Origin of the sequence: Frigoribacterium sp. PhB24 (assembly GCF_003755185.1) — a bacterium.
Lineage (GTDB): Bacteria > Actinomycetota > Actinomycetes > Actinomycetales > Microbacteriaceae > Frigoribacterium.
In genome coordinates this window covers 1-25,223 of record NZ_RKIC01000013.1, presented here as the reverse complement: position 1 = coordinate 25,223, position 25,223 = coordinate 1, and the positions used below count along the sequence as shown (strand labels likewise).

22 protein-coding genes are annotated in these 25,223 nt (G+C 74.1%); 10 read left to right on the top strand and 12 right to left on the bottom strand.

Annotated elements, in window-relative coordinates; all coding sequences use genetic code 11:
* Positions 1–2,154: an iron ABC transporter permease gene (locus tag EDF50_RS11755; RefSeq protein WP_123519742.1), complete on the top strand. Its 2,154-nt coding sequence runs from the start codon at positions 1–3 to the stop codon at positions 2,152–2,154.
* 278 nt (positions 2,155–2,432) lie between these two features.
* Positions 2,433–3,254: a polysaccharide deacetylase family protein gene (locus tag EDF50_RS11750; RefSeq protein ID WP_123519741.1), complete on the top strand. Its 822-nt coding sequence runs from the start codon at positions 2,433–2,435 to the stop codon at positions 3,252–3,254.
* A 106-nt stretch (positions 3,255–3,360) separates the two neighbouring features.
* Here the strand turns inward: EDF50_RS11750 and EDF50_RS16690 are convergent, their stop codons facing one another.
* The 4 genes from EDF50_RS16690 to EDF50_RS11735 all read right to left on the bottom strand — a co-directional run bounded on the left by EDF50_RS16690 (position 3,361) and on the right by EDF50_RS11735 (position 7,214).
* On the bottom strand, positions 3,361–3,828 hold the full coding sequence (locus tag EDF50_RS16690) for a DUF2809 domain-containing protein (RefSeq protein ID WP_158612703.1): 468 nt from the start codon (positions 3,826–3,828) through the stop codon (positions 3,361–3,363).
* Positions 3,825–3,971, bottom strand: a complete 147-nt coding sequence (locus EDF50_RS16685) for a hypothetical protein (RefSeq protein ID WP_158612702.1) — start codon at positions 3,969–3,971, stop codon at positions 3,825–3,827. Before EDF50_RS16685 ends, EDF50_RS16690 begins: the two co-directional genes overlap by 4 nt.
* A 142-nt stretch (positions 3,972–4,113) precedes the next feature.
* On the bottom strand, positions 4,114–5,727 hold the full coding sequence (locus tag EDF50_RS11740; protein WP_123519739.1) for a GMC family oxidoreductase: 1,614 nt from the start codon (positions 5,725–5,727) through the stop codon (positions 4,114–4,116).
* Positions 5,724–7,214 (bottom strand): alpha/beta fold hydrolase, encoded by a 1,491-nt coding sequence (locus tag EDF50_RS11735; RefSeq protein WP_123519738.1) that lies wholly within the window; start codon positions 7,212–7,214, stop codon positions 5,724–5,726. The genes EDF50_RS11740 and EDF50_RS11735 overlap by 4 nt, the downstream gene beginning before the upstream one ends.
* Positions 7,215–7,557: 343 nt before the next feature.
* Between EDF50_RS11735 and EDF50_RS16680 the strand changes: the two genes are divergently transcribed.
* On the top strand, positions 7,558–7,710 hold the full coding sequence (locus EDF50_RS16680; RefSeq protein WP_158612701.1) for a hypothetical protein: 153 nt from the start codon (positions 7,558–7,560) through the stop codon (positions 7,708–7,710).
* Positions 7,711–7,897: 187 nt separating this feature from the next.
* Here the strand turns inward: EDF50_RS16680 and EDF50_RS11730 are convergent, their stop codons facing one another.
* From EDF50_RS11730 to EDF50_RS11720, 3 genes are read right to left on the bottom strand one after another with little or no spacing between them, the layout of a single operon-like run.
* Entirely contained in the window at positions 7,898–8,695 is a 798-nt protein-coding gene (locus EDF50_RS11730; RefSeq protein WP_123519737.1) for an ABC transporter ATP-binding protein, read from the bottom strand.
* Positions 8,692–9,774, bottom strand: coding sequence for an iron chelate uptake ABC transporter family permease subunit (locus EDF50_RS11725; protein ID WP_123519736.1), 1,083 nt, complete (start codon positions 9,772–9,774; stop codon positions 8,692–8,694). The genes EDF50_RS11730 and EDF50_RS11725 overlap by 4 nt, the downstream gene beginning before the upstream one ends.
* The gene (locus EDF50_RS11720) at positions 9,771–10,832 is read right to left on the bottom strand and encodes an iron ABC transporter permease (RefSeq protein WP_123519735.1); all 1,062 of its coding nucleotides are present in this window, start codon (positions 10,830–10,832) and stop codon (positions 9,771–9,773) included. The genes EDF50_RS11725 and EDF50_RS11720 overlap by 4 nt, the downstream gene beginning before the upstream one ends.
* A 118-nt stretch (positions 10,833–10,950) precedes the next feature.
* On the opposite strand from EDF50_RS11720, the gene EDF50_RS11715 reads away from it, so the two are divergent.
* From EDF50_RS11715 to EDF50_RS11695, 5 genes are all read left to right on the top strand, one after another.
* Positions 10,951–11,946: an iron-siderophore ABC transporter substrate-binding protein gene (locus EDF50_RS11715; protein ID WP_123519734.1), complete on the top strand. Its 996-nt coding sequence runs from the start codon at positions 10,951–10,953 to the stop codon at positions 11,944–11,946.
* Between the two features lie 147 nt (positions 11,947–12,093).
* Positions 12,094–12,453, top strand: a complete 360-nt coding sequence (locus EDF50_RS11710; protein WP_123519733.1) for a hypothetical protein — start codon at positions 12,094–12,096, stop codon at positions 12,451–12,453.
* A gap of 42 nt (positions 12,454–12,495) precedes the next feature.
* The gene (locus tag EDF50_RS11705) at positions 12,496–13,857 is read left to right on the top strand and encodes an alpha-amylase family glycosyl hydrolase (RefSeq protein WP_123519732.1); all 1,362 of its coding nucleotides are present in this window, start codon (positions 12,496–12,498) and stop codon (positions 13,855–13,857) included.
* 187 nt (positions 13,858–14,044) lie between these two features.
* The gene (locus EDF50_RS11700; protein WP_148076828.1) at positions 14,045–14,866 is read left to right on the top strand and encodes a hypothetical protein; all 822 of its coding nucleotides are present in this window, start codon (positions 14,045–14,047) and stop codon (positions 14,864–14,866) included.
* Positions 14,867–15,011: 145 nt separating this feature from the next.
* Complete coding sequence (locus EDF50_RS11695) at positions 15,012–17,369, top strand: transglycosylase domain-containing protein (protein ID WP_158612700.1); 2,358 nt, start codon at positions 15,012–15,014, stop codon at positions 17,367–17,369.
* 26 nt (positions 17,370–17,395) lie between these two features.
* Here EDF50_RS11695 and rlmC read toward each other — a convergent pair whose 3' ends face one another.
* Complete coding sequence (gene rlmC, locus EDF50_RS11690) at positions 17,396–18,580, bottom strand: 23S rRNA (uracil(747)-C(5))-methyltransferase RlmC (RefSeq protein WP_123519729.1); 1,185 nt, start codon at positions 18,578–18,580, stop codon at positions 17,396–17,398.
* Positions 18,581–18,735: 155 nt separating this feature from the next.
* Entirely contained in the window at positions 18,736–19,461 is a 726-nt protein-coding gene (locus EDF50_RS11685; protein ID WP_123519728.1) for a sulfite exporter TauE/SafE family protein, read from the bottom strand.
* A gap of 190 nt (positions 19,462–19,651) precedes the next feature.
* Between EDF50_RS11685 and EDF50_RS11680 the strand changes: the two genes are divergently transcribed.
* Positions 19,652–19,963: a hypothetical protein gene (locus EDF50_RS11680; RefSeq protein ID WP_123519727.1), complete on the top strand. Its 312-nt coding sequence runs from the start codon at positions 19,652–19,654 to the stop codon at positions 19,961–19,963.
* A 59-nt stretch (positions 19,964–20,022) separates the two neighbouring features.
* Here EDF50_RS11680 and EDF50_RS11675 read toward each other — a convergent pair whose 3' ends face one another.
* The 3 genes from EDF50_RS11675 to EDF50_RS11665 form a co-directional block, all read right to left on the bottom strand.
* Positions 20,023–20,772, bottom strand: coding sequence for a response regulator transcription factor (locus tag EDF50_RS11675; RefSeq protein ID WP_123519726.1), 750 nt, complete (start codon positions 20,770–20,772; stop codon positions 20,023–20,025).
* Positions 20,769–22,196: a sensor histidine kinase gene (locus EDF50_RS11670; RefSeq protein ID WP_233570606.1), complete on the bottom strand. Its 1,428-nt coding sequence runs from the start codon at positions 22,194–22,196 to the stop codon at positions 20,769–20,771. The genes EDF50_RS11675 and EDF50_RS11670 overlap by 4 nt, the downstream gene beginning before the upstream one ends.
* Before the next feature lie 92 nt (positions 22,197–22,288).
* Positions 22,289–24,388, bottom strand: a complete 2,100-nt coding sequence (locus EDF50_RS11665; RefSeq protein ID WP_123519724.1) for a serine hydrolase — start codon at positions 24,386–24,388, stop codon at positions 22,289–22,291.
* A 247-nt stretch (positions 24,389–24,635) separates the two neighbouring features.
* Here EDF50_RS11665 and EDF50_RS11660 point away from each other — a divergent pair, with 247 nt between their 5' ends.
* Positions 24,636–25,013 (top strand): hypothetical protein, encoded by a 378-nt coding sequence (locus EDF50_RS11660; RefSeq protein WP_123519723.1) that lies wholly within the window; start codon positions 24,636–24,638, stop codon positions 25,011–25,013.
* The last annotated feature ends 210 nt before the right edge of the window (positions 25,014–25,223 follow it).

Genomic DNA, 25,223 nt, shown 5'->3' with positions numbered 1-25,223 from the left:
GTGAGCACGACCGTCACCCCCACCGACCCCGCGCCGCCCCGGCTCGGCGAGCCCGCCACCGGGCCCGACGAGCGGGCGCTCCGCGCGGCACGAGCCCAGGAGGCGCGGCTCGCCGCCCCCCGCCGGCTCACGCTCGGGTCGGTGGGCGTGACGGTCGCGCTGGTCGCCGTCGTCGTGGTGCTCGCCCTCGTCGACGTCACGCAGGGCACCGCCGACGTCGGCGCCCGGCAGGTCTGGCAGGCGCTGACCGGCACCGCGACGGCCGGTGACGCGTCCGTGGTGGTGGCCTCGCGCCTCCCGCGGATGGTCGCGGGCCTGCTCGTCGGCGTCGCCCTCGGAGCGGCCGGGGCGGCCCTGCAGCAGATGAGCCGCAACGTGCTCGCCTCACCCGACACCCTCGCCGTGAACGCCGGTGCCTACGTGGCGCTCACCGTCGCCGCCGTCACCGGCCTCAGCCTGCCCCTGCTGGCGTCGTCCGGCGTCGCGTTCGTCGGCGGACTGCTCGCCGCGGGGCTCGTGCTCGCCCTGTCCGGCCTGGGAGCCGGCACCGTGCGGCTCGTGCTCGCCGGCAGCGCCCTCGCCCTCGGCCTCGCCTCGGTCACGAGCGCCCTGTTGCTGCTCTTCCCGCAGCAGACCGCCGGCCTCTACGCCTGGGGACAGGGCAGCATCTCGCAGAACGGCTTCGACGGGGTCGCCCAGCTCGCCCCGGTGATCGTCGTGGGCCTGCTCGTGCTGGTCGCGATGAACCTCCGCGTGGACGCCCTCGCCCTCGGCGACGACGCCGCTCGCAGCGTCGGCGTCGACGTCCGCACCACCCGCGTGGTGACCGTGCTCGCGGCCGTGCTGCTCTCGGCCGCCGCCGTCACCCTCGCGGGTCCGATCGGCTTCGTCGGACTCTGCGCCCCCGCTCTCGTCCGGCTGCTGCGTCGGGCCGTGCCCGCCGTCCGCCGGTTCGTCGTCTTCCTCCCGCTCGCGGGACTCGCCGGGGCGGCCCTCGTGCTCGGCGCCGACGTGCTGCTGCGCGCCCTGGTCGGTGCCGAGACCTCGGTGCAGGTGCCGACCGGCGTGGTGACCTCGCTGCTCGGGGCCGTGTTCCTGGTCGTGCTGGCGTTCCGCGCCCGCGACCACGGCGGCGTCACCCCCATCGACCGGCACCCCGTGGTCTCGCGACGGCGCTTCGCGGTGGTGTTGCTGGTCGTCGCAGCCGCTCTCGTCGCCGTCGTGCTCGGCTCGGTGCTGCTCGGCGACGCCAAGCTGCTGCTCGGCGACGTCGCGAACTGGGCCGCCGGCCGCTCGGGCCGCGTCGTCACCTACGTGCTCGACACGCGCGTCCCCCGGGTCGTGGGGGCGCTCGCGGCGGGCGCCGCGTTGGCCCTGGCCGGCACGCTCGTGCAGGCCGTCACACGGAACCCCCTCGCCGAGCCCGGTCTGCTCGGGGTGACCGGCGGTGCCGGCCTGGGGGCCGTGCTGCTCGTCACCACCGTCCCGCTCGTGAGCGGTTGGGGCGTCGCGGGGGCCGCGTTCGCCGGAGCCGTCCTGACGGCCGTGGTCGTGTTCGGCCTGGCCTCACGAGGGGGCTTCCCGCAGAACCGGCTCGTGCTGATCGGCATCGGCGTCTCGACCGCGACGACGGCGGCGATCAGCTTGCTGATCGTCCTGACCGACCCGTTCAACGGCGCGAAGGCGCTCACCTGGCTGTCCGGTTCGACCTACGGCCGCACGCTGGACGACATCGTGCCGGTGTCGCTGGTGCTCGTCGCCGCCCTCGTCGTGGTCGTGCTGCTGCGTCGCCGGCTCGACCTGCTCGGGGTGGACGACGACACCCCGCGCCTCCTCGGGGTCTCGCTCTCGCAGTCGCGGCTGGTGTTCCTGTCGCTGGCGGTGCTGCTCACGGCGACGGCCGTGTCCGCCGTCGGCGTGGTCGGGTTCGTCGGGCTCGTCGCCCCGCACGCGGCCCGGTCGCTGGTCGGGCGGCGCCACGCACGGGTGCTGCCCGTCGCCGTGTTGCTCGGCGCGGTGCTGGTGTGCGCCGCCGACGTGCTCGGCCGCACGGTGATCGCCCCGGCACAGCTCGGTGCCGGGCTGCTGACCGCCGTCATCGGCACGCCGTACTTCGTCTGGCTGCTCTGGCGCGGGCGGGCCTCCGCGAGCTGACCCGCCGGCCCTGGCGCCCGCGGTCGCGCCCGCGCCCGCGCCGATCGAGTGGGCGGAAGATGTCCTTCCCGCCTCGACGAGGGACCGTTGCTGCCCACTCGACCCGCGCCTCCTCGGCGGCGAGGGCAGGAGGCGCGGGTCGGGTCCGTCGGACGGCGGAGCCTGGTCGGCGGCGAGGATGAGATCGGGGTGCCGTGGCTGCGACCGGCCCGCCCCTCGTGCCAGGCTGATCGATCGGCGCCCGGTGCGGGCGGGTCGGTTCGTCGAAGGGGTCGCGCGTGGATCGTCGGTCGTTCCTGTCGGTATCGGGGGCGTCGCTGGCCCTCGCCCTCGCGGGGTGCGCGTCGGCACCCGACGAGCTGGTCCCGTCGGCCCGGGCGAGCGCCTCCGTGAGCCCGACCGGCGTGGCCCCCGTGACGCCGACGCCCACCCCGACCCCGACCCCGACGCCGACACCCACGGCGCCGTCCCTGGCGCGCGTACCGGTGCCGCCCGGCACGTCGACCGGCCTGCCCGGCGACGGGAACCTGCTCGCCTGGACCGTCGACGACGGAGCCGACAGCGAGGTCGTGCGGCTCTACGCCGAGTTCGCGGCGGCGACGGGGACGAGGCTGACGTTCTTCCTGAACGGCTCACAGCCCGGCTGGACCGACCACGCCGACCTGCTGCGCCCACTCGTCACGTCCGGCCAGGTCCAGCTGGCCAACCACACCTGGAGCCACCCCGCCCTCACGACGTGCAGCGACGCCGAGATCGTCTCGCAGCTGCAGCGCGACCACGACTTCGTGCAGCAGACCTACGGGGTCGACATGCGCCCGTTCTTCCGACCACCCTTCGGCTACCACGACGCCCGGGTCGACGCGGCGGCCGCGAGCATCGGCTACACGTCACCCGTCCTCTGGTACGGCTCGCTGTCGGACTCGGGCCTGATCACGCCCGAGCAGGTCGTGCAGTTCGCCACCGAGTGGTTCCTGCCGCAGCACATCGTGATCGGCCACGCGAACCACCTGCCGGTGACCACGGTCTTCGACCAGTTGACGGCGCTGATCACCGAGCGGGGCCTGCGGACGGTCACGCTCGACGACGTCTTCACGACCTGACGCCGCCGCTGGTGCTCGTGCCGGTCGAGTGGGCGGAAAACGTCGTTCCCGCCTCGACGAGGGACCGTTCCTGCCCACTCGACCCGCGCCTCCCGGGGTGGCGAGGTCAGGAGGCGCGGCGCAGGGCCCGGAGCAGCACCAGCCCCGTGACGCCCCCGGCCAGGTACCCGAGCAGGTCGGTCGCCGCGAACGTCGTGCCGAGCACCCAGGCCGCGGGCGGGAACGTCGCCGCGGCGGCGGCGGGCAGCCCGGTGAGCTGCAGCAGTTCGACGCCGAGCGAGGCGACCGCGGCGGTGCCCGCCGTGACGAGGACGGGCAGGCGCGGGGCGACGAACGCGAGCAGCAGGGCGAGCAGCACGGTGTAGAGCGCCGAGCCGAGCAGATCGCCGGCCAGCCCTGGCACGACGAGCTTCGCGACGACGCCGAGGGCGACGGTCGTGGCCGCCGCGATCGCCGTCAGGGTCCGGGCTCGTCGTGCACGCCCGTGCCGCCCGCGCCCAGGGTCGAGTGGTCGCGAACCGTCCTTCGTCGGAGCCGGAAGGACGCTTCGCGACCACTCGACGTGCGGCCTCACGAGAGGCACCCGGTCTGGACGCCGAACGACAAGCCCTCGGCCGTGCCCCGGATGCTCGCGAGGAAGCAGGAGGTGCGGCCGCACACGACGAGGGCGGCCGCCACCGGGGCCGCGATCGCCCGACGCAGGGTTCGAGAGGCCATCCGTCGAGCCTACGGACGAGCCCCCACGGTCCGCGTCCCCCTGGGGGACCACGCCGCGCGCCCCTAGGACGATCCCGGCCGACCGACGCGACCCGCGCCTCCTGGGCTGGGGGCTCAGGAGGCGCGGGTCGCGGGAGGCGCGTCAGGCCGCGTCGACCACGCGCGAGACGTCGGCCCCGACGCGCTCGCCGGCGACGGTGCCCGTCAGCCCGGCGCTCGCCAGGAAGCGGTCGGCGGTGCGCAGGCCGAGGGCCATGATCGTCAGCGCGGGGTTGGCGACGACGGCGCTCGGGAAGACCGAGTTGTCGGCGATCCAGAGGTTCGGCACGTCGAAGCTGCGCCCGTCGGGGTCGACCACGGCCGTCGCCGGGTCGGTGCCCATGCGGCAGGTGCCGATCGTGTGCGCCGTGCGGGCCAGCACGCGGATGTCGCGCCCACCGGCCGCCTCGACGATCGCGGTCATCGTCTCGACGGCGTGCTCGTCGATCGCCTTCTCGTTCTCGCCCGGCGTGAACGTGACGACGACCTTGGGCATGCCGAACTCGTCGACCTCGTCGGACAGGGTCAGCCGGTTCTGCTCACTCGGCAGGCACTCGGCGTTGATGCCGACGCCGGCCATGAAGCGGTAGTCGTCGAGCGCCGTCACGAGCTCGGGGCCCCAGAGTCCGGCACCGCGGGCCAGGGTCGTCGCCAGGGTGAGCGGCATCGCGCCGAGGCTCTGGATCAGGTAGCCGCCGACGAAGTCGACGCCCTCGGGCCGCATCGTGTCTTCGGTGATGATCGACGACGGGTAGCCGCGGTAACCGCGCATCTCGGTGTCGAAGGTGCCCCACACCTGGGTGGCGCCGTGGGCCATGAAGTTGCGGCCGACCTGGTCGCTGCTGTTGGCGATGCCGGCGTGCAGCAGCAGACGCGGCGTCTCGACGCCGCCCGCGCAGAGGAAGAGCGCGGCGGTGCGCTGGCGATGCTCGACGCCGTCGCGGACGTAGACCACGGCCGACACCTCGCCGGCCTCGTCGAGCTCGATGCCCGTGACCATCGACTCGGGGCGGATCTCGGCCCCGTTCGCGACGGCCATCGGCAGGTAGCTGGTGTCCATGCTGACCTTGGCGCCGCTGCGGCAGCCCTGGTGGCAGCTGCCGCAGCCGACGCAGGCCGGGCGGGTGCCCACGTGCTCCTGACGCCAGTCACGACTGACCAGGGCCGCGGGGGCGTCGGTCGCCCGGATGCCCAGGGCCTCGCAGCCGCGGATCATCATGTCGCTCGACGCGTTGCGCGCCGGTGGCGGCATGAGATACGAACGCGAAGGGTCCCACGGGTAGTCGGCCGGGCCGGAGACGCCGACGAAGTGCTCGACCTCTTCGACGTACCTGATCAGCTCGGCGTGATCGACGGGCCAGTCCTCGCCCTCACCGGTCAGCGACTTGAGCTTCAGGTCGCGCTCGTCGGGGCGCGGCGTGAACGCACCCCAGTGCAGGGTCGAGCCACCGACGCCTTTGCCGCTGTTGTTCTGACCGAAGGCGGTCGGGGTCTCGCCGCCGCTCAGCCGCTCGTCCATCCAGTTGATCTGGACGGCCTCGATCTCGTCCTGCGTGTACTCGTCGGGCTCGAAGTTGCGGCCGGCCTCGAGGGCGACGACCTTGAGACCCTGCAGGGCGAGCTTGGCGAGGATCGGGGCGCCGCCGGCGCCGGTGCCGATCACGACCGCGTCGACGACCTCGGACTCGTCGTACGTGCGTTGTCCGTCGAGCTTCATCGGGTGACCTCCATGGCTGGTTCCCAGCCCTCTCGTTGGCCGGCGCCGAGCCGGCTGAATCCTTGCAGGGCGCGACCGGAACGGCCGTTCGCGAAACCGTCGAAGCCGATGCGTTCCATCGTCGCGGGGTGGGCGAGCCAGAGCTTGACCAGGTCGACCCGGCAGTCCTCGAACCACGCGGTGAGCTGCTCGACCGAGAAGGGGTGGGCCTCGTCGGCGCTGGGCTGGTCGGTGCTGCCCGGGGTGCCGCCGGTGAGCCCGGCCTCGCCCTGGTCGCCACCGTGGTGCGAGTCGCCGCCACCGCTGTCGCCGACCGTCTCGAGGGTGTCGTCGGGGTCGCCGGCGACGATCGCGGCGAGACGTTCGTCTTGCTGCTCGGGCGTCAGACCGGTGAAGTCGGCGAGGGCGGCGAGGCCCAGCGCGTAGGCCTCGGGGTCGCTCGGCAGGTCGGCGTTGCGCCAGCCGTCGCCGTAGCCCGCGGCGAGCTGGGCGTCGACCCGCGCGGCGAGGTCGATCGAGTGCGCAGGGTCTTCTTGCGGCACGACTCGGGCGGCGACGGCGCGCAGCGTGGTCAGCTGGGCCTCGGTCAGCACCTGTGGCACGTAGCGCGGGTCGTCGGCGACGGCTCGCCTGGCGAGGATGCCGCGCGTGTTCGACGCGGTGCGGCTCGACGCGATCACCCGGGCGAAGTCGTCGGACATCACGGGAGCCCGCCCGGCGTCGTCGCGCCAGAAGTCGACGATGGCCGAGGCGACCTCGGTCGGGCGCTCGAGCGGCAGCAGGTGGCCGGCCCCCTCGAGGGTCAGGTGGGTGGCGCGCGGGTAGACGCTGCCGTTCAGGCGGCGTTGGGCGTCCTCACCGAGCGGCCCGTCGGCACCCCCGGCGACGATCAGGGCGGGAAGGCCGAGCGTGCCGACCTCGGCCGACCAGTCCTCGCGGCTGCCGCGGTCGAACCAGGCGGTCCACGCCTCGGGGGAGGCGCGATGCAGGTCGGCGAGGGCCTGGTCGTCGAGCACCGAGGGAAGGGGGGCCCCGACGTTGTCGTCCACGAAGCCGCGGGTCGTGTCGGCGTCGAGCGGGCCGTCGGCGGCCGCGGCGATCATCTGCTCGCGGTTCGCCTCGCTCATCGGCTCGGGGGACGGGGGAGAGGCCGCGAGCAGCACGACCCCGGCGAGGCCGAAGAGTCCGCCCTGACCGGCGAGCGTGCGGGCGGCGACGATCGAGGCGACCTTGCCGCCCATGCTGTGGCCGACGAGCAGCCATCGCGTGGCGCCGTGTCGGCGGATCTGCCGGGTGACCTGGCGCACCATGTCGTCGACGGTCACCCCGTCGGCGGTCGTGGCGTCACCGAAGCCGGGCAGGTCGAGGGCGACCACCTCGAACTCGTCGCCGAGCGACTCGGTCACGGGGCCGAACTCGAGCCGGCTCATGCCGAGGGCGTGCAGGCAGAACAGGGTGGGGCGGGTGGTGGCGGTGTCGCTGGTCACTCGGGCTCCTCGGAGAAGACGGGGTGCCGGTCGACGTCCCCCGTCGCCCCGGCGACCTCGACGCTACGTCCCACCACCGTCATCGGGCCGAATGAGGGCGTGCGGGACGAGCCGGTGGTACGACTGTCTGCCCGCGGACGCCGGTCGGGACGCTGGGAGGCGTACCCCGCCGACCCGCGCCTCCTGGTTCTGCGGGAGGCCCCGAGCGGGCGGAAGGTGCCGTCCGCCCCCGTCGGAAGGACAGTTCCTGCCCACTCGCCGGCCGAGAGCCGAGGAGGCGCGGGCGGCGGATGCTCAGGAGTCGCGCCTTGTGCGCACCCCGTCCGCCCGGGAGGATGGTCGGATGGAAACCGTCATCATCGCCCTCATGGTCATCGGGTCGATCGTCGTCATCTTCGGCATCGTCTTCTTCTTGGTCGCGGCGGTGCTGCCCTCCCGTGCCCCGCGTGCCGACCGTCGCGGCCGCGGCGCCCGCCCCGCGTCCCGCACCCGCTAGCTCGGAGCCGATCTGCCCTGACCGAGAGCTCGTCGCCTCCGGGGAGGGGCGCACCACCGTCGTGTGGTCGAACCACCCCGGAGCGTGGTTCGACGACGCGATGGTGGTGCGGCCTGGCGTCGGGGCCCAGGCGCGGGCCCAGGCAGGGGGCAGGGGGCAGGGGTCGCGGCGGGGCAGGGGCCGGGGCTCAGCGGCGCCGCGGAACGACCATCGGCGACCCTGTCACGGGGTCCGGCACGACGACGCAGGGCAGGTCGAACACGTCGGTGACGAGTCGCTCGGTGAGCACCTCGGCCGGGGTGCCCGTCGCCACCACGTCGCCGTCGGCCATCACGATCAGGTCGGTCGCGTACCGCGCCGCCTGGTTCAGGTCGTGCAGCACCGCGACCACGGTCGTGCCCTGCCCGTGCAGCCGCGCGAACAGGTCGAGCAGGTCGTACTGGTGCGCGATGTCGAGGTAGGTCGTCGGCTCGTCGAGCAGCAGCACCGGTGTCTGCTGCGCCAGGGCCATCGCGACCCACACGCGCTGCCGCTGCCCACCCGACAGCTCGTCGACCGGCACGTCGACCAACTCGGTGAGGTCGGTCTCGGACAGGGCCGCGTCGACGGCTTCGCGGTCGGAGCCGGTCCACTGCCGGAAGAGCCCCTGGTGCGGGTAGCGCCCGCGCGCGACGAGCTCGGCGACCGTGATGCCGTCGGGTGCGGTCGAGGTCTGCGGCAAGAGGCCGACGATGCGGGCGACCTCTTTCGCCGGCACGTCCGCGAGCTCACGTCCGTCGAGCAGGACCGACCCCGACCGGGGCTTCAGGAGGCGCGCGAAAGCCCTCAGCAAGGTCGACTTGCCGCAGGCGTTCGGCCCGACGATGACCGTGAACGAGCCGTCGCGCACGTCGGCGTCGACGGCCTCGCTGACCGTGCGACGGTCGTAGGCCAGATGCGCCTGCCGGGCGACGAGGCGGGGCGGGCGGGTGGCGTCGGCGTTCACGCGGACCTCCGGGATTCCGAGACGAGCAACGTGATCAGGTAGACGCCGCCGATCACGAGGGTGACGAGGCCGACCGGCACCGGGTTGGCGGCCACGTGCTGGGCGATCAGGTCGGCGACGAGCAGCAGCACCCCGCCGACCAGGCCGCCCGCGACGAGCGGCACCCCGGCCGACCGCACGAGGCGTCGGGCCAGTTGCGGTGCGGCCAGGGCCACGAAGGCGATCGGGCCGGTGCTGGCGGTCACCACGGCGGTCAACGCGACGCCCACGACGACGAGCGCCAGGCGTGACCGCTCGGCGCCGAGGCCGTGCGACCGGGCTGTGTCGTCGCCCAGCTCGAGCTGTCGTAGCGGGCGGGACAGGCCCATGACGAGCGGGGTCAGCACGACGAGCAGCACCAGCGCCGGCACCAGCTGCTTCCAGCCGACCAGCGCGAGCGACCCCGCCCCCCAGAACGATGCCGTCAGGGCGACCTCGGTCTGGGCCCGCAGCAGCAGCCAGCTGTTGACCGAGTGCAGCAGGGCCGTGACGCCGATGCCCACGATGATCAGCCGCAGCCCGTGCACCCCACGACGGTAGGCCAGAAGGTAGACGACCAGCGCCGTCACGAGTCCGCCGATCAGGGCGCCGGCCGCCGTGCCGAGGGTCGTGGCCGCCCCCGAGACGATGACGACGATCGCCCCCGTGTAGGCGCCGGTCGAGAAGCCGATCACGTCGGGCGAGCCCAGCGGGTTGCGGGTCAGCGACTGGAAGATCGCGCCCGAGACGCCCAGCGCCGCGCCGAAGACCAGGGCGGCGAGCACGCGGGGCAGGCGCCAGTTCAGCACGATCGTCGAGGCGAATCCGTCGCCGCCGAGCAGGGCCCGCACGACCTCGGGCGGGCTGAGCGGGTAGTCGCCGATGCCGAGGGCGACGATCGCGACGACGACGGCCACCACGACCAGCACCAGCGTCGCCGTGCGCCGCCGCCCGCCGGTCGTGCGCACCGAGCGCAGGAGGCGCGGCCCGGCACCCGGGGAGGCCGGCGTCGCCTGCGTGCCCCGGGTCGGACGGGTGCCCGGCTCGGTCGCCCGCGTCATGCGCCGCCCACCCGTCGGCGTCGTGCGATCGCGATCAGCACGGGGGCGCCGACGGCGGCCGTGACGAGCCCCGCGGCCAGCTCGCCCGGGGGCGCGACCACGCGGCCGAGCACGTCCGCGAGCAGCAGCAGCACGGGCCCCAGCACGGCCGACAGTGCCGTGATCCACGGTTGGCTGGGCCCGACGACGCCGCGGGCCGCGTGCGCGACCATGAGCCCCACGAAGGCGACGGGCCCGACCACCGCGGTCGCGCCTCCGGCCAGCAGGGTGACGACGACCAACGAGACGACGCGCACGGCGGGCACCGAGACCCCGACCGACGCGGCGTGCTCGTCGCCGAGCGCGACCGCGTCGAGCGGGCGCGAGGCGATCAGGGCGACGACGACCCCGGCCGCGACGAAGGGCAGCACGGTGAGCACGGGCTCCCAGCCGCGGTCGGCGAGCGAGCCGACCTCCCAGGCGCGGACGGCGTCGAACCGGCGGGGGTCGGCCAGCACGATCGACGAGGTGATGCCCGCGAGCACCGACCCGAGCGCGAGACCGGCGAGGGTCAGGCGGGCAGGGCCACCGCCTCCTCGTCCGGCGCCGCCGATGAGGGCGGCCGCCACGGTCGCGACGCCCGCGCCGACGAACGAGAACCAGACCCAGCCGCTCGCCGAGGTGACCCCGGCGAAGCCGACCGCGAGGGCGACGGCGAAGGCGCTGCCCGAGGTGACGCCGAGGATGCCCGGGTCGGCCAGCGGGTTGCGCGTCACGGCCTGCACGACGGCACCGGCGACCCCGAGCCCTGCGCCGGCCACGATCGCGGCGACCGTGCGCGGCAGGCGGAGGTCGAGCACGGCGGTCGCGTCGGCGGTGTCGCGGCTCGCTGCCCCGGAGAGGATGCGCACCACCTCGTCGAAGGCGACCGGCCGCGCGCCGACGGCGAGGCCCAGCACGACGGCCAGGGCCAACAGGGCCAGGGCGGCGACGAGGGCGAGGAGGCGCGTGCGGGTGCGCCGGGAGCCTCGCGTCGGTCGCGGGGCACGGCCGACCGTGAGCGCTCGGGGCATCGCCATGATGATTAGCTTAGGCTACCCTCACTTGGAGTCGTACCGGGCGTGGCCCGTCTCGACCCGCACCGACCTTCCGCCCGACCCCACGTCACAGCACCGACGTCACAGCCCCGAGGAATCCATGCGCAAGACACTCTCGATCGCCGCCGCCCTGACGGTCGTCACCCTCGCCCTGGCCGGCTGCTCGGCCGACACCGACTCCGACGACGCCGCGGGGGGCGCCTCGGGCGGGTCGGGCGCGTTCCCCGTCTCGATCGACACGAAGTTCGGCGAGGTCACCGTCGAGAAGAAGCCGACGCGCGTCGTCGCGCTCGGCTGGGGCGACGCCGAGGCAGCGCTCGCCCTGGGCGTGCAGCCCGTCGGGGCGTCGGACTGGCTGGCCTTCGGCGACGAGAACGACGGTGTCGGCCCCTGGGCGCAGGGTCTCTACGACCAGGCCCCCGAGATCATCGGCACCCTGGAGCCCTCGTACGAGGCGATCGCGGCCCTCGAGCCCGACGTGATCCTCGACACGAAGAGCTCCGGCGACCAGGAGCGCTACGACCGCCTGTCGAGCATCGCCCCGACCGTCGGCGTGCCCGAGGGTGGCGACAGCTACCTGACCGACTTCGACGACCAGATGGAGCTCGTGTCGAAGGCGCTGGGAGAAGAGGCCAAGGGCGAGCAGCTCGTCGACGAGAACGAGAAGGCCGTCGAAGCCGTCGCCGCCGCCCACCCCGAGTGGAAGGGCAAGACGATCACCGCCGCGACCAAGACCAGCGAGGGCTGGGGCGCCTACGTCGAGGACAGCGAGCGGGTCGACCAGCTCGAGGCGCTCGGCTTCGACCAGAACCCCGCCATCGCGGCGCTGAAGCCGAACGCCGGCGGCTTCTCGGTGTCGATCTCGAGCGAGCAGCTCGACCAGATCGACGCCGACGTCATCGTGGCGTTCCCGATCTACATCGACACGACCGAGATCACCGACGACCCGCAGTGGAAGGCCCTCCCGGCCGTCCAGGACGGCCACGCCGTCGTCATCGACGGTGACGTCGCCGCCGCGTACTCGCTCGGTTCGGCGCTCTCGCGTCAGTACGCTCTCGACCAGCTGGTGCCGCTCCTCGAGGGCGCCACGAAGTAGTCGCGGCCCGCGGCTCGGCGAGCAGGGCGGGCGGGTTCGTGCGGTCCGGACGTCTTCGGACGCCCGGACCGCACGAACCCGCCCGTTTCTGTGTGCTCTGCCGTGCCCGTGTGCGCCGGATCGCTGCAGAGGGTGAAAGATGTTCTGGTGACCCACGAGCTGCACGACCTGATGACCCCCGAGAAGAACGTCCAACGCATCATGTGGACCGGCACGATCTGGTTCGTCGCCGCGGTCGGCAGCGTGGCGGTGGCCCTCGGGCTGCTGCTCTCGACCGGCTGGCGTCCCGCCCTGCTCACGGCCGGGCTCGCCACGCTGTTCTGGGTCGGTGCCGCGCTCGTCGCCCTGAGCGTCGGGCTGATCGGCTGGTCGGGCTGCCCGATCCTCGAGGTCGACGTCCCCACGGCAGACCGAAACAAGACCCGCACCATGCAGGCCGGCACGATGCTCTTCATCGTCGGGGGCGCTGCGGCCCTGCTCGCCGTCCTGCTCGGCCCCGCGAGCTGAGCGGGGGACACCTCACGACGACCCGTCGCTAGGGTGGCGCGAATGAGCGAACACGAACCCGCGACGACCGGCCCCGCCCTGGCGGGCCCCTCCTGGACCGAGCACGTCGTGTGGTGGCACGTGTACCCGCTGGGCTTCGTCGGGGCCGACACGACGGGGGCGGACCGCTCGCCGGCACCGCGCCTCCTCGATCTCGTCCCGTGGCTCGACCACCTGCTGACGCTCGGTGCCAACGGGCTCGCCCTCGGGCCCGTCTTCGCGTCGTCGACCCACGGCTACGACACGATCGACTGGTTCTCGGTCGACCCGCGCCTGGGCACCGAGGCCGACCTCGTCACCCTGATCGAGGCCGCCCACGCCAAGGGCGTCAAGGTGATGCTCGACGGCGTCTTCAACCACGTCGGGCCGGAGTTCCCCGCGTTGGTCGAGGCGCGTCGTGACCCCGACTCGCCCTCCGCCGCCCTCTTCCGGCGTGACGACGCGGGCGACGGCGACGGTTTCGCGACGTTCGAGGGGCACGGCGGACTCATCGCCCTCGACCACTCGTCGCCCGAGGTGGCCCGCACGGTGACCGACGTCCTGACCCACTGGGCCGACCGCGGTGCCGACGCGTGGCGGCTCGACGCCGCCTACTCGGTGCCGTCGTCGTTCTGGGCCACGGTGCTGCCCCCGCTGCGCGAACGGCACCCGGACGTGTACGTCGTCGGCGAGGTGCTGCACGGCGACTACGTCGCGGCCGTCCGTGACGGAGGCCTCGACTCCGTCACCCAGTACGAGCTGTGGCAGGGTGTCTGGCACGCCCTGGCCGAGGTCAACCTGTTCGAGCTCGAGTGGGCGCTGCAGCGTCACGACGGGTTCCTCGACGACTTCGTGCCGCTCACCTTCGTCGGCAACCACGACGTCACGCGCATCGCCAGCCAGATCGACGACGACCGCCACCACGACCACGCCGTGGCCCTGCTCTTCACGTTGGGCGGCACGCCCTCGGTCTACTACGGCGACGAGTTCGGCCTGCGGGCCGTCAAGGAGGCGCGGGTCGGCGGCGACGACGCCGTGCGTCCCGCGTTCCCGCCCACGCCCGCCGACGCGCCGGGGGCCGGCGTGCCGGACGCCCTCCCCGACGTCCTCGCGCTGCACCAGCGGCTGATCGGCGTCCGTCGACGCCACCCGTGGCTGCACACCGCCCGCAGTCGCACGGTGTCGGTCGCGAACGAGTCGCTCGTGCTCGAGCTGACCGGCTCGTCGCCCGCGGAGTCGCTGATCGTGGCCCTCAACCTGGGCGACGACGAACTCCGCGTGGCCGACCCCGCCCCGGGCGAATGGCTGGCGGGCCGGGACGCCGGGCTCGACGGCGAGGTCCTGTCGGTGGGGCCGCACGGCTGGGCGGTCGTCGCGCGCGCCTGAGCCGGCCCGCGCCTCCTGCGGTCGGGGCCCCTGGCCCCTGGCCCCTGGTGTCGGTCGCGAGTGGGCAGAAGGTGCTCGTCTGCCGCACGCGAGCCGCATCTTCTGCCCGCTCGGGGTCGGCCGACGTGCGTGGGCATCCCCTGGGAGTCGCGACGAGCCCGCCCCGCGCCTCGCTACCGTGCCACCCATGGCAAAGACACGAGAGCTACTCATGACCTCGACCCTCGCCGTCGGTGCGCTGGTCGCCGCCACCGGATGCACGTCGGACCCCGCCGTCACGGCTCCGACCGCGGCGGGCACGGGCTCGTCGAGTGCCACGGCGACCGCCACCGTCCCGGCCGACGCGCAGCAGGCCTCGGCGGAGCAGGCGATCGTCGTCCGCTACCTCGACGCGATCGCGGACGACGACACGGCTGCCGCCTGGGCTCTGCTCAGCCCCGAGGCGCAGCGGTTCTACGGCACCGAGCAGACCTTCGCGTCGTCCTCGCCGAGCGACGGCACGGTCACGCCCGACGAGGCGGCCGTCCTGCGCGACGCCGGACTCGTCTCCGCCGAGGGCCCCGAAGGGGCGTTCACCCTGGTGAGCGCGACGACCGACGACCTGGCCGACGCCTGGGTGGTGCGCGAGACCGCCGAGGGGCTGCGGGTCGACGACGCCGGCGTGCCGCCGACCGGCGACTCGCTCTACGAGTGGATCAACCCGGCCGTCGGCCCTGAGGACGGCACCGCAGGAGGCGCGGCGTACAACACCACGGCCCCCGCGTCGATCTCGTTCGCCAGCCCGCAGAGCCAGAACCAGACCGGACCGAGCGTCGTCGGCTACCCCGACACGCTCCAGGTCTTCCTCGACGGGCAGCAGCCCTCGTCGGTCGAGGCCGTGTCGGCCGGCTCGGGGAAGCGCTTCACGACCGAGGTCGGCGAGTCGAGCGAGGCCGGTCGTGGCCTCACGGTCGTCTGGCAGACGGGGGCCGACTCGCTCGGCTGGCGCAGCAGCACCGTGGTGCTCTGACGCGGCTCGCCGGTTCGCAGCCGCCGCCGGCGCGCCCGAACCGGCCCGCGCCTCCTGAGAGAACGACACCTGTCGCCTGGGAATGACCTCCCCGGGGGCGGCCGGCCCTCGCGCCCGGCCGGGTCGCCGACCTACCGTGGAGGGGATGGCGACCCGAGAGGCCCGACCCGTGGCCACCTTCCCGAGCCCGACCACCCGCCGCGACCCCGTGGGGGTGATCGGTGCGCTCGCCGCGATGACGGGCCTGACCGTGTTGGCCGGCGTGCTCGTCACGATCCTGGTGACGCCCGTCATCGCCGTGGCCGGCACGACCGCGAGCTTCGGGGTGCAGGCGTTCAACACCATCCCCGAGGCGCTCGAGATCGGCGAGCAGGCGCAGACCAGCACGATCTACGCGACGCGCGACGGGCAGCCCGTGAAGGTCGCCGAGTTCTTCTCGCAGAACCGCGAGGAGGTCGGCCCCGACGCCATCGCGCAGAGTGTGAAGGACGCCGTCGTCGCCACCGAGGACCCGCGCTTCTACGAGCACAACGGCGTCGACTCGTTCGCCGCCGTGCGGGCCGTGTTCCAGAACCTTAGCGGGGGCGACATCGAGAGCGGGGCGTCCACCGTCACGATGCAGTACGTCCGCAACGTGCTCGTGCAGCAGGCCGAGGCGCAGCTCGAGTCGGGCGACCCCGAGGTCGTCGCCGCGGGCGAGGTCGCCTATCGAGAGGCCACGACCACGACGCTCGAGCGCAAGCTGCGCGAGATCAAGATGGCGATCGGCGTCGAGGAGCGCTTCGACAAGGAGCAGATCCTGACGGCCTACCTCAACATCGCCAACTTCGGCGGCACGGTCTACGGCATCGAGTCGGCGGCGCGGTACTACTACGGCGTCCCGGCGGCGGACGTCACGCCCGAGCAGGCCGCGAGTCTCGTCGCCATGGTGAACTCGCCGCAGTCGCTGCGCATCGACGTGCCCGAGAACGTCCCGGCCAACACCGAGCGCCGCGACCTGCTGCTCGCCAACATGCGCGACGCCGGCATGCTGACCGCGGAGCAGGCCGAGGCCGCGATCGGCACGCCCGTGACTCCCGTCATCACCCCGTCGACCAGCGGGTGCGGCAACGCCGAGCCCGCGTCGGCCGCCTACTTCTGCGAATACGTCCGCTCCGAGGTGCTGAACAGCGAGGAGTTCGGCGAGACCCGCGAGGAACGCGGCCAGCTGCTGCGTCGCGGCGGCCTCGAGATCGTGACGACGCTCGACCTCGGCCTGCAGGACGTCGCGGCCGGCGAGCTGCAGCGCCAGGTGCCCGCGACCGCGGCGTTCACCGACATCGGCGGCTCGGTCGTCTCGGTCGAGACGGGCACCGGCCGCATCGTCGCCATGGCCCAGAACACGGCCTACGGCAGCGCGGACGCCGGACCAGGCGCCACCCAGGTCAACTACTCGGCCGACACGGCACACGGTGGTTCGGCGGGCTTCCAGGTCGGTTCGACCTACAAGGCGTTCACGCTGGTCGAGTGGCTGCAGCAGGGCAACAGCCTGTACGAGACCGTCAACGCCTCGCGCGGTGCCTGGCCGATGTCGTCGTTCACCGCCTGCGACGCCAGGCTCAGCGGCCCCACCTACAACGTGCGCAACGACACCGGAGGCGCGGGCAGCGACCTCACGCCGCTCCAGGCCACGCGCGCCTCGGTCAACACTGGCTTCATCGCGATGGCCGCGCAGCTCGACCTGTGCGACGTCGCCGAGACCGCGGCCGACCTCGGAGTGACGACCGCGAGCGGCGACGACCTGAGCGCCCTGCCGTCGGACGTCCTCGGCTCGGGCGGCAACACGATCGCCCCGCTGCAGATGGCGTCGGCCTTCGCGGCCATCGCGAACGACGGTCAGGCCTGCCGCCCGGTCGCCATCGACAGCGTGACCCGGCCCGACGGGTCGGCCATCGCCCCGCCGGGCGCCGACTGCCGTCAGGCCGTGCAGCAGGAGGCGGCCCGCGGTGCGACCCTGGCGCTCGAGTCGGTCATGGCCGCGGGCGGTACCGGCACGGCGTCGAACCCCGGCGACGGGGTGGACATCCTGGGGAAGACCGGCACGACCGACAACTCGAAGGACACCTGGATGGTCGGCTCGACCACCGAGGTCGCCACCGCCGTGTGGGTCGGCAACGTGCAGGGCGAGGTCAGCATGCGCGGCAACCGGCTGACCGAGGGGTCGGCCGACACCGCCCGGCACCGGGTGTTCCAGCCGGTCATGCAGGCGGCCAACGCGCAATACGGCGGAGGCGGGTTCACGGCTCCGCGAGGGTCCGCGGTGACGCGACCCGCGCCTCCCGCGCCCGCTCCGTCGGCCACGCCGGCCCCCGCACCGGGTACCGAGGACGGCGGCGCGGACCGGCCCGGGCAGACGCCGCCCGGGCAGCCCGGCCAGACGCAGCCGGGGCAGACGCAGCCCGGCCAGACGCAGCCCGGCCAGCCCGCGCCTCCCGCCGAGAACGAGCGCCGCGAGGACGACTGACCTCCGCGCGGCGGCGCCGGGCGCGCTCAGCGGCGACGCAGCAGGGCCATCGCCTCGAGGTGGGGCGTCTGCGGGAACATGTCGAACACGCGCACGGCGACCACGTCGAACGAGGGCATGGCGTCGAGGTCGCTCGCCAGGGTGACGGGGTTGCAGCTCGAGTAGACGACGTGCTCGACGTCCGACCCCTCGAGCCAGGCGGCGAGCGTGGCGCCGATACCGCGTCGGGGCGGGTTGACGATCACGAGCTCAGGAGGCGCGGTGCCGGGCCCCGAGGACGCCGACCCCGCGGACGCGGTCGTCGCGAACCGGGTGGCGTCGTCCACCGCGAAGCGTACGTGCTCGAGGCCTGCGCGGCGGGCGCTGCCCCGGGCGCTGGCCACCGCCTCCTCGCTGGTCTCGATGCCGACGACCTCGCGGTGCCCGTGCCGACTCGTGCGACCGGCGCCCGGGCGGGCGACGTGCAGGGCGAACCCTCCGACGCCGCAGTAGAGGTCCCACACGGAGGCCGGATCGAGCTCGTCGACCCAGTCGGCCGCCTGCGCGTAGAGCCCGGCCGCGATCGCGGTGTTCGTCTGGAAGAAGCTCTGCGGCCGCAACTGCAGGTCGACCGGGCCGAGCCCCATGGTGAGCGTCTCGCGATCGGTCAACACGATCTCGTCGGCGCCCTCGAGCACGGCCTTGTGCTCGGGCAGCAGGTTGACCGAGACGACGACGACCTGCGGCAGGGTCTCGAGCAGCCAGGGCAGCTCGGCACGCAGTCGCGGCAGGGCCTGCTCGCTGCGCAGCACGAAGCGCACCATCAGCTCGCCCGTCGGAGACTCGGTAACGTGCACGTACTTCGCCTCGCCGCGACGCTTCGGGACGTCGTAGGGCAGGAGGCGCGCGCGGGTCACGAACGCCGCCAGCGTCGGCAGCACCGCCTGGATGCCCGCCGTGTGCAACCCGCAGCCCCGCAGGTCGACGCCCTGGCCACGCCCGTCGAGGATGCCGAGCGTCGGCTCGTCGATCGTCCCCCCGACGACCATCTTCGCCTTGTTGCGGAACCCCGCCTCGGGGCCGGTCAGCGTCGGCAGCCAGGCCGCGGCGGCGTGACGCTCGCCGAGGAGGTCGCGGACGCGCGCCTCTTTCTCGGCGACCTGCACCGGGTAGGGGCGGTCGAGGAGCGTGCACGAACGGCACAGCCCCGCGTCGAAGTAGTCGCACTGCATGGCGGGCCGAGTCTAGGCGAGGGGCGAGGGGACGGGGCCCGCGCCTCCTCGTCCGGGCTGCCCGTTCTGCTCCAGCTGCCGAGATGTCACGACGTGCCGCGCACGTTCGAACGTGAGCGGCACGTCGTGACATCTCGGCGGGATGCGGTGGCGGGTCAGAGCTGGGTGATGCCCCGGACCAGGGCGAGGGCGCTGCCGACGCCGGCGAGCGTCAGCACGAGGACGCGGCCGACCCGGGCCGGCACCACCTTGCTGAGGTGGTGCCCGACGAACGCCCCGACGAACAGCAGGCCGAGCGCTCCCGCCCAGACCGGGACCGGCTCGGGCGGGATGCCCTTCGTCACCACCGACGTCAGGTTGATCGAGAGCAGGAAGACCTGGCCGGTGCCCACGAAGACCTCGCGGGGCCAGCGGTCGCTCGCGGCGTGCACCGTGAGCGCGGGACCGCCGACACCGGCGGTGACGTTCATGAAGCCGCCGAGCGCCCCGGCGGCGACGGCGCCGACCCGGCCGGGCAGGAGGCGCGCGCGGCTCGAGAACGCCATCACCAGCACTCCGACCAAGGCCAGGGCGCCCACCGCGACGGTCAGCGGACCGGTCGGGGCCGTCCGCACGACCCACGCCCCGATCGGGATCGTCACGAGCGCGGGCAGGACGAGGAGGGCCGCCGTCCGCCACCGCACCGTCCGCCAGGTGCTCGCCAGCACCACCAGCGCCAGCACGGCGGCGAGGGCGTTGCCGACCGAGACCCCGGCCTCGGGGCCGAGGACCACGACGAGCAGGGGTGCGGCGGTGAGCGCGAAGCCGATACCCGCCATCCGTTGCGTGAGCGCACCGACCACGATGGCCGCGGCGGCGAGGGAGAGCGTCAGCGGTGTCACGCCGCCACGCTACCCGGGCGGGCGTGGCGGGCGTGGCTGGTACGACGCCGGGCGGGCCGGGCGGGCCGGGCGGGCCGGGCGGGCCGGGCGGGCCGGGCCGGCACAACGCCAGGCGATGGCCACAGCGCCAGGACTAGTCGTGGTGCGGTGTCCATCTCGTGGTGCTGTGGGGCGTCAGTAGGGTGGCGGCATGACCGATTCGTCGAAGACCGTCCAGCTGCGCCGCTACGAACTCGTCGAGGGGGTGCTCGACGACTTCGTCGCGTGGTTCACGTCGACGTTGATCCCCGCCCGCCTGTCCGAGGGCTTCGCGATCGAGTTCGCCTACGCCGACCGCGACGCGAACGAGTTCGTCTGGGCCGTCAGCACTCCCGGTGACGCGGCCCGGTTCGCCGAGGTCGAGGCCGCCTACCTGCAGTCCGAGGCGCGGGCCGCCGCGTTCGCCGGCCAGCCCGTGCGGGTGGCGACGCAGCACGTCACACTCGTCGAACCGGTCGCCTAGCCGACCTCCACCCCTGTGCCGCACGGTGCGACGTGGGCGGTCGGCTGGGGGCGGCCGGCTCAGGGCAGCAGGCCCGAGCGGTAGGCCCAGACGACGGTCTGCAGCCGGTCACGGGTGCCGAGCTTGGTCGTGATGCGGGTGAGGTGCGACTTGACCGTGCTCGTCTCGACGACCAGGCGCTCGCCGATCTCGTCGTTCGACAGCCCCTCGCCGAGCAGGCGGACGAGCTCACGCTCGCGCTCGGTCAGGACGTCGGGTGACGGCTCGACCGCCGACGTGCGTCGCCGACGTGTGAACTCGGCGATCACCCGCCGCGTGGTGGCACCGTCGATCGCCGCACGACCCGAGGCCAGGGCCCGCACGGCCCCGACGAACTCGTCCGGCTCGACGTCCTTCAGCACGAACCCGCTCGCGCCCGCCTCGAGGGCGCCGAAGACGTACTCGTCGAGGTCGAAGGTCGTGGCGACGAGGACGGCAGGGGCGCTCGCCGACCCGACCCGCGCCTCCTGTTCGACACCCGTGACACCCGTGACGCCGGTGACGCCGGTGACGCCGGTGACGGCGGGCGTTCCTGCGCCGCCGGTCCCGACCCGCGCGTCGACGATCGCCCGCGTCGCCTCGATGCCGTCGCCGCCGGGCATGCGCACGTCCATCACGACGACGTCGGGTCGGGTGCGGCGGACGACCTCGACCGCCTCGCGCCCGCCGGACGCCTCGCCGACGACCTCGATGCCGCCCGCCGTCTCGAGCACGACCCGGAAGCCGGTCCGGACGATCGCCTGGTCGTCGACCAGCACGACCCGGATCATTCGGCACCCCCGCCGGCGAGCTCCGCGCCGGGCCCGGACGTCGCAGCGGACGTCGCAGCGGGCGCCGACGGCCCGGCCGGCGAGGCGTCGGTCTCGACCGGCAGCTCGAGCCGCACCCGCCACCGCCCCTCGGCGGTCGCCCCGGTGTCGAGCCGTCCGCCGACCAGGTCGGCCCGCTCGCGCATGCCGACCAGCCCGAATCCGCCCCCGCCCGACGTGTCGCGAGTGACGGGGAGGTCGTTCTCGACGACGATCACCAGGGAGCCGGCCGTGGCTCGCAGGCGCAGTTCGACCGCCACCCCTGGTGCGTGGCGGCGGGCGTTGACGAGTGCCTCTTGAACCGTGCGGTAGGCCGTCACGTCGGCGAGCGGGGGCAGCGACGGCAGGGTCCCGTCGACGTGCGACTCGACGACGACCCCGGAGGCGCGGGCCTGGTCGACGAGGTCGCTCACGTCACCGAGACCCGGCACCGGCACGGTGCCGCTCGGCCCGTCGCCGGTCTCGCGGAGGATGCCCACGATCGACCGCAGCGCGTCGAGGGTCTCGCGACCCTGGGCGCGGACGCTGCGCAGGGACTCTTTCGCGCGCTCGGGGTCGCCGTCGACGAGGCGCTCGGCGGCACCCGCCTGGACGACCAGCCCCGTGAGGTGGTGCGCGGCGACGTCGTGCAGCTCGCGGGCCATGCGGGTGCGCTCGGCGGCGACCGCCGCCCGGGTGAGCGTCGCCTGGTGCTCGATGCTCTCGGCCGCGCGGGCGCGGGCGTCGCGGTCGTGGGCGCGGCGCAGGGCCACCCACGAGCCGACGGCCGCGCTCACGCCGTTGATCAGCACCGCACTGGCCACGAGGGCGAGCGCTTCGACGACCGCGCCGAGTTCGCCGAGGCCGGGGGTGGCCCCGAGCTGGTCCTTGACGATCGCCGAGGCCCCGACGGCTGCCCCGACGGCCTCGATGCCGACGGCGGCGAGCACGGCACCGACGACGACCCGCGTCGGTCGGAGCGTGGCGACCGTGTAGGCCGTCACGACGGGCGCCGCCGTCCAGAGGGCGAGGCCGGTGGGCAGCACCGCGAGCAGGCCCGCCTGCAGCACGGCGACGGCGAGCAGCGCCGTGACCGGTCGGACCCGCCGCATCACCAGGGGCACCTGCTGGACGAGCGCCAGCACGACGACGGCGACGACCTGGGCGGTCGGGATGCTGCGGTTCGCCCCGTAGAACTCGCCCGCCGCCAGCAGTGTCGCGAGGAAGACGATCGTGACGAGCGCCCAGACGGCCGCGAGGGCGACGTCGCGGCCGAGCGCCGTGCGCACGCCCAGCCGTTCGAGGACGCGACGCACCGTCGCCACGCCCGGCCCGGCCGAGGCCGCCGAGGTGGGGTCCGTCGCCGAGGTGGTCGCGGCGGGCGCGGTGTCAGGGGTCGTGGTCACCGTCCGAGCATGCCAGGTGCCGTGGCCCTGGCGACCCCGGGCCGACGACGGCTGTGCACCGTCGGCCCGGACGTCGCGCTGGGGGCGGGTCATCAGAAGCTCACGCTCGGGGAGATGAGGCGGAAGCCGAAGGCGAAGCCGGCGAGCACCACGAGCGACACGAGGACGAGGAGGCGTCCGGTCAGCACGGCCCAGCCGCGACGGTCGCGCACGGCTCGCCAGGCGACCAGGGCCGCCGGCACGATCGCGACGACTCCGAGCAGCTGCAATCCCTGCAGGACACGCATCGTCACGGCCGACACCTCGACGAACGACATGGCCTGCACCGCGACGACCGCCCAGCCGACGAGGGCCAGCAGCGTCGACGCCTGCCCCAGGCGGGACAGCAGCAGGGTGCGGTCGCGGCGACGCGGGGTGGTGGCGACCGATCCGGACGACAGGCCCGCTCGGATGTCCCGACGGCGTCGACCGACGCCGGCGAGGGCGGTGGCGGGCCAGACGATCATCGAGGCGAGCAGCACCACGACGGCGAGGATCACGCCCGGCAGCACGGCCGACGCCGCCTGCCAGGGCTGCGCTCGCAGCATGGTGAAGGAGGCGCCCCACGAGATCGCCTCGACCGTCGCGTCCCCGTCGGTGCCGGCCGTCCGGGTCGCGAGCAGGGCGTCCCCGCCGACCTCGCGCCACAGGTCGGTCCCGACCTTCTCGTAGACGCCGGTGGTCACGCCGAGCGGCTTCGGGGTCACGGCGACCGTGCCGTCCGAGCGGGGCACGACCGTGGTCTGACCGCTCAGGGCGAGCAGGGCGCCGGGGTTGGTGACGGGGGAGCGAGACGACAGGTACGTGCCGGCCAGGTCGGCGGCCACGGGGCCGTCCGCGGAGTCGGTGGAGCCGGTGCCGGTGCCGGCGCCCGACGCGATCGTCGCCGTGTCGCGCAGGTACCGGTCGGCGAACCCCTGCAGCACCGTGGTGCGCAGGTCGAGCGAGGCCGTGGCCGAGCGGCCGCTGCCGTTCAGGCTGAGGAAGATGCCGGTGTCGTGCTCGGGGAACATCCGCATCGCCGAGTGGAAGACCTGGGTGTCGCCGTCGTGACCGAAGGCGGCCAGGCCGGGGGTGCTGTCGTCGAAGAAGGCGAGGTCCATGCGCTGGCCGGCCACGAGCGTGCCGAGGTCGTCGGCGTCGAGGGCGGGGCGGTGCATCTCGGCGAGCGTCTCGGGCTGCAGCAGCGCCTGGTCGTCGGGCAGATCGCCGAGCTGGGCGAGCATGAAGCGGGCCATGTCGGTCGCCGTCGCCGACATCGCGCCGGCCGGGGCCGCGTTGACGACCTCGGTGGCGACCGCGGGCTTCGAGTCGTCCGGGTAGCCGTGGGACAGGCGGGCGTCGAGGTCGGCGGGCAGCGGCTGCGCGAACGACGACGAGGTCATACCGGCGCGGTCGAAGACCTGCTGCTGCAGCAGTTCGTCGAAGGGGACGCCGCTGACCCGCTCGGCGACGTAACCGGCCAGGGTGGCTCCGTAGTTCGAGTACGCCGGGGTCGTGCCGGGTGTGTAGACCTGGGCGGGCGGCGCCTCCGAGACGGCCTCACGCAGGGTCTTCTCGCTGCCGGGCGTCCCGATCAGTCCGGCGATGACCTCTTCGAAGCCGGCCGTGTGGGTGAGCAGGTGCCGCAGGGTGACGGCGCCCTTCGGGGTGTCGAGGTCGAAGTCGAGGTACTGCTGTACGTCGGCGTCCAGGTCGAGCTCGCCCTTCTCGACGAGCTGCATGATGGCCGTGGCCGAGACCACCTTCGACACCGAGCCGACGCGGAACAGCGTGCGCTCGGGGTCGACGGCCGCGGCGGGTGTGTCGCCGGTGCCGGTGTCCGCCATGCCGTAACCGCGGGCCGTCAGCAGCTCGCCGTCGGCCACGACCGAGACGGTCGCTCCCGGGATGCCGGTCGTCTGCAGCGCCGAGCCGACGGCCCCGTCGAGCCACGAGTCGACGTCGTCGCGGGTGAGGGAGTGCCCGCCGGGCTGGTGCTGCGGCGGTGCAGGAGGCGCGGCGTCGGTCGTCGCGCCCGTCGCCCCGGAGGCGCACCCGGCGAGCGTCACGCCCAGGGCGACGACGGCCGCGGCGGCGAGGGTCTTGCGGACGAGGAGGCGCGGGTGGCGCCGGCGGGACGGAGGGGCTTCTCGGGTCGGTGTCGTGATCATGTCTCTACGCTCGCGGTTGCGTCGCCGCGACACCGGGTGCAGGAGTCGGGACCTCGCGTACGACTTTCGTCGTACGCCGGAGCCTCCCCGGCGGCTCGAGATGTCACGACGTGCCGCTCACGTCCGGAGATGAGCGGCACGTCGCGACATCTCGCCGGGCCGGCCGGGCCGGGCGGGCCGGGCGGGCCGGGCGGGCCGGGCGGGCCGGGCGGGCCGGGCGTCGGTGGTCGCGCCTACGGTCACCGTCATGGGCGTGCAGACGAAGTTCGACAACGCGCGGGCGGCGCTGAACAAGCCGCCGGCCGAGCATCCGTGCGCGCATCCGCCGATCCCGGGGGGTCAGGGGCTGTGGTTGATCCGGCAGGGCGAGGCGGCCCCGCTCGGCTACGTGCGCCAGCGGCCGGTCACGGGCGGTTTCGCCTTCGACGTCTACGCCCACTGCCGCGACGAGGGCGGACGTCGCCCGTGGTTGCACACTGCGTCGTCGCTGAACTCGGCCGTCGCGTGGACGCTGCAGCACGACGCCGACGTCCGTACGCTCATCGCCCGCAGCACGGCCGAGCCCGACCCGTGGCCGCCCGCCGCGCCTCCCGAGCCCGCCGCCGGTCGCCGCCGGTCATCCTGACCCGGGCCGGGAACGGAAAAACCCCGCCCCGTGCGTGAGCACGAGGCGGGGTCCACCGGGATCGCCGACCCCGTCGAGCAGGGCGGGGCCGGTGCGTCGCCACGGAGACGACCCGGGGGCCTGCCGACCCGGGGGTCGGCAGGGAGGGGTGTTACTGGGTGGCGACGGTGATCTTCGCGACGCCGACGAGCATCTCGTCCTGGACGGCGT

What these genes read in the sequence shown, in the direction of transcription:
- EDF50_RS11720 (WP_123519735.1), bottom strand. Translation starts at nt 10,832, where the DNA reads ATGGCGATGCCCCGAGCGCTCACGGTCGGCCGTGCCCCGCGACCGACG.
- EDF50_RS11660 (WP_123519723.1), top strand. Translation starts at nt 24,636, where the DNA reads ATGGGCGTGCAGACGAAGTTCGACAACGCGCGGGCGGCGCTGAACAAG.
- EDF50_RS11705 (WP_123519732.1), top strand. Translation starts at nt 12,496, where the DNA reads ATGAGCGAACACGAACCCGCGACGACCGGCCCCGCCCTGGCGGGCCCC.
- EDF50_RS11740 (WP_123519739.1), bottom strand. Translation starts at nt 5,727, where the DNA reads ATGAAGCTCGACGGACAACGCACGTACGACGAGTCCGAGGTCGTCGAC.
- EDF50_RS16680 (WP_158612701.1), top strand. Translation starts at nt 7,558, where the DNA reads ATGGAAACCGTCATCATCGCCCTCATGGTCATCGGGTCGATCGTCGTC.
- EDF50_RS16685 (WP_158612702.1), bottom strand. Translation starts at nt 3,971, where the DNA reads ATGGCCTCTCGAACCCTGCGTCGGGCGATCGCGGCCCCGGTGGCGGCC.
- EDF50_RS11700 (WP_148076828.1), top strand. Translation starts at nt 14,045, where the DNA reads ATGGCAAAGACACGAGAGCTACTCATGACCTCGACCCTCGCCGTCGGT.
- EDF50_RS11715 (WP_123519734.1), top strand. Translation starts at nt 10,951, where the DNA reads ATGCGCAAGACACTCTCGATCGCCGCCGCCCTGACGGTCGTCACCCTC.
- EDF50_RS11725 (WP_123519736.1), bottom strand. Translation starts at nt 9,774, where the DNA reads ATGACGCGGGCGACCGAGCCGGGCACCCGTCCGACCCGGGGCACGCAG.
- rlmC (WP_123519729.1), bottom strand. Translation starts at nt 18,580, where the DNA reads ATGCAGTGCGACTACTTCGACGCGGGGCTGTGCCGTTCGTGCACGCTC.
- EDF50_RS11695 (WP_158612700.1), top strand. Translation starts at nt 15,012, where the DNA reads ATGGCGACCCGAGAGGCCCGACCCGTGGCCACCTTCCCGAGCCCGACC.
- EDF50_RS11665 (WP_123519724.1), bottom strand. Translation starts at nt 24,388, where the DNA reads ATGATCACGACACCGACCCGAGAAGCCCCTCCGTCCCGCCGGCGCCAC.
- EDF50_RS11680 (WP_123519727.1), top strand. Translation starts at nt 19,652, where the DNA reads ATGACCGATTCGTCGAAGACCGTCCAGCTGCGCCGCTACGAACTCGTC.
- EDF50_RS11675 (WP_123519726.1), bottom strand. Translation starts at nt 20,772, where the DNA reads ATGATCCGGGTCGTGCTGGTCGACGACCAGGCGATCGTCCGGACCGGC.